This window comes from Pseudomonas sp. Colony2, from assembly GCF_019382755.1.
Classification (GTDB): Bacteria; Pseudomonadota; Gammaproteobacteria; order Pseudomonadales; family Pseudomonadaceae; genus Aquipseudomonas.
Genome location: NZ_CP080030.1, coordinates 3,377,950 through 3,380,960 on the forward strand (window position 1 = coordinate 3,377,950; position 3,011 = coordinate 3,380,960).

Below are 3,011 nucleotides of genomic sequence, written 5' to 3' on the forward strand. Positions count from 1 at the left end.
ATCAAACGCACAGGCGGAACACGCCGAATTGGAGGCTTGGCCTGATGCCAGTGCAATCGACAAACCCCGACTACGACGCGCACATCGCGGAGTGGGAGATGATGGACGACGCGCTTGAGGGCGAGTGCGCCGTCAAGCGCAACGAGTGCAACCTGCCCAAGCCGAGCGGTATGGTCGAGGCGGAAAAGCTCGACGGCGCCGGCAACAAGTATCTGTACCAGAACTACACGAACCGGGCTCAGTACGAGCACTGGGTGCGCGACTCGCTGCGTTCGATGATGGGTCTGGTCTCTCGGTTGATTCCGGAGATCGAACTGCCCGCCGGGCTGAAGGCGCTGGAAGACAATGCAACGGCCGACGGCTTCGGCCTGAAGCAACTTTTCTTCCGGATGGTGCGCCAGGCCATTTCCCACGGCCGGGTGCCGCTGGTGGTGAACATCGACGAGAGCGGCGAGCCGTACTTCTCGACGTACGCCACTCGCAACGCGATCAACTGGGACACTGCTGATCAAGGTGGTCGGCAGGACTTGGTCCTCTCAGTGTTCCGCGAGTTTCGCAAGAAGGGCGGCGATCGCTACAGCCATGACTGCGACACCGTGTTTCGCGAGTTCTTCATGCAAGGCAACATCTGCTACACCGCCGTGCGGAATGAAGGCGGTGAGCTGGTCGAGGACGAAAAGCCGCTGGGCACCACTGGTACCGATAACCGGCTGGTCAAAGGCCTGCCATACCTGCCCGTGATTTACTGCGGCTCCACCGACAATTCCCCGGATGTCGACGAGGTGCCGCTGCTGACCATGGCGCGGGCCGCGCTGAAGTCCTACCAGTTGAGCGCTGACTACTTCACCTCACTGCACCAGACCAGCCACCCGCAGCCGTGGGTCTCTGGTTTGGATGAGGCGGTGGAGTTGAGCGTCACCGGGCCATCGGCGGCTTGGGATCTCGGGCCTAGCGGGTCCTGTGGCTACCTGGAGTTCAAAGGCGCCGGCATCGAAGCCGTGCGTAAAGCCATGGATGACCAGAAGAGCGCCGCGCTTGAGGCAGGCGCCAAGGTCATGGACGTGGCCGGCACCGAGTCGGGCGAGGCGCGTAAAACACGCCAGAACGACCAGCACGCCACACTGCACAGCATCGTGATCACGGTGGCCGAGGCGGTGGAGCAGGGCCTGCGATACGCCGCCGAGTGGAAGGGCTATGACCCCAAACAGGTCAAGTTCAAGGTGAATCCTGAGTTCGTGACCCCAGTGGTCGACGCCCAGGTGCTCGCCGAACTTCTCAAGGGCGTGATGGCTGGAACTGTCAGCGCCGACACTTATTGGCAGTACCTCACCACCGGCAAGCTGCCGGACCGCCCATACGACCAAGAGGCCGAGCTGATCAGCGATGAGCGCGAGTCGGCCGGCATCAACCTGGACAAAGACGATGCCAACGACAAGCCTGGCACAGGCGGACAGCCAACTGCTGGAGCAGACGACCCGCCACTCGGTAATGCTGGAGCGACTTAAGGCTGGCGAGGTCAAGAAGTTCGAGAAGTACCTGCGCCAGATCGACAAGCTGGTGCGGGATCAACTCACCCGCAAGGAACTGACCACCTACAGCCGGGACCGCCTTGAGCAGTTCCTGGCCCGGGTGGACGGTAAGCTGCTGGAGATCTACAAGGCCTACGGCGACCTGGTGCAGGCTGATCTGGTCGATATCGCGCTGTACGAGTCGACCTTCGAGGCTAAAAGCCTTAGCAATGCACTATCCATCGACGCGGTGGTTCCTACCAACACGGTGATACGTGCGGCGGTGTTCTCTTATCCGCTTCAGGTCAAGGGCATCGATGGCGGCAAGTTGCTGAAGAGCTTCGTCAGCGGCTGGACGCGGACCGAGACAATGCGTGTGACGAACACGATCCGGCTCGGATTCGGCCAGGGCCAGACCAATGCCCAAATGATCCAGGCGATTCGCGGCACCGCGGCGCAGAACTTCACGGATGGCGTCCTGGCGGTGAGCAACCGCAATGCTGCCGCCGTGGTGCAGACGGCAATCCAGCACGTAGCCACCACGGCACGAATGGAGACGCTGAAGGCCAACAGTGACGTGGTGCTGGGCTATCGCTGGGTGTCGACGCTCGACCGCAAGACCTCGCAGCAATGCAAGGGCTTGGATGGGATGCGTTTTGACCTGGGCAAAGGTCCGCTGCCACCGGCGCACATCAACTGCCGGTCAACTACGGTGCCGACCACCAGGCTTTCGGATATGTTCGCCAAGGACGCCACGCGCGCATCGGTGGGCGATAGCGGAGGGGCCCAGGTCGACGCCGGCCTGAATTATTACGAGTGGCTGGCAACACAACCGGCGAGCTTCCAGGATCATGCCCTCGGGCCGGTCCGGGGCAAGTTGTTCCGCGATGGAGGGCTGACGCCGGAGAAGTTCGCCAAGCTGCAGCTCGACAAGTCGTTCAAGCCGCTGACGCTGGCGCAGTTGAAGGAAGCAGAGCCTGACATGTTCACCCGAGCAGGCGTTACACTCGGCGCTCAACCAGGTTGAGATAGTACATGCAGATCATCGTTGAGGACGGGAAGGGCAGGCCAGACGCAAATAGCTTCGTGTCCCTGGAGAAGCTGACCTTCTACCGCGACTACTACGGGTTCCGTATACCTGTAGCTGAGGCTGACCAGGTCGAACTGCTGCTGCGTGCTGCGGCCGACATCAACGGTCGCCAGTGGAAAGGGCGCAAGGCCAAGCCTGAACAGGCAATGGCCTGGCCTCGGCGCGACTGCAAGATCGAATACCAGACGCTATCCGAGACTTTCGTGCCCTTTGAGCTTGAGTGGGGACAGGTACGGCTGGCGGTCGAGATGTACGCCGCCGAGCAGGGCCTCCAGATCGAAGAGCCGACCCACTGCACTGAGCCGAATGGACGGCGCACGCGCCTAAACCGCGATACGCCTGGGCTGCGCATGCGGCCACCGCCATACGCGCCGAGCAGGACGCAGTTCGCCGATTACCTGGTCATGCGCGGG

At 62.0% G+C, this 3,011-nt stretch carries 3 protein-coding genes; all 3 read left to right on the plus strand.

The window, feature by feature from the left end; all coding sequences use genetic code 11:
• Positions 1 to 1,505: DUF4055 domain-containing protein (locus JV201_RS13380; RefSeq protein ID WP_257903319.1), on the plus strand; the 1,505-nt coding region annotated here is incomplete at its 5' end.
• Entirely contained in the window at positions 1,423 to 2,535 is a 1,113-nt protein-coding gene (locus JV201_RS13385; protein WP_219407061.1) for a minor capsid protein, read from the plus strand. The genes JV201_RS13380 and JV201_RS13385, both read left to right, overlap by 83 nt.
• A gap of 8 nt (positions 2,536 to 2,543) precedes the next feature.
• Positions 2,544 to 3,011 (plus strand): DnaT-like ssDNA-binding protein (locus JV201_RS13390; RefSeq protein ID WP_219407062.1); only part of this gene is annotated, 468 nt, incomplete at its 3' end.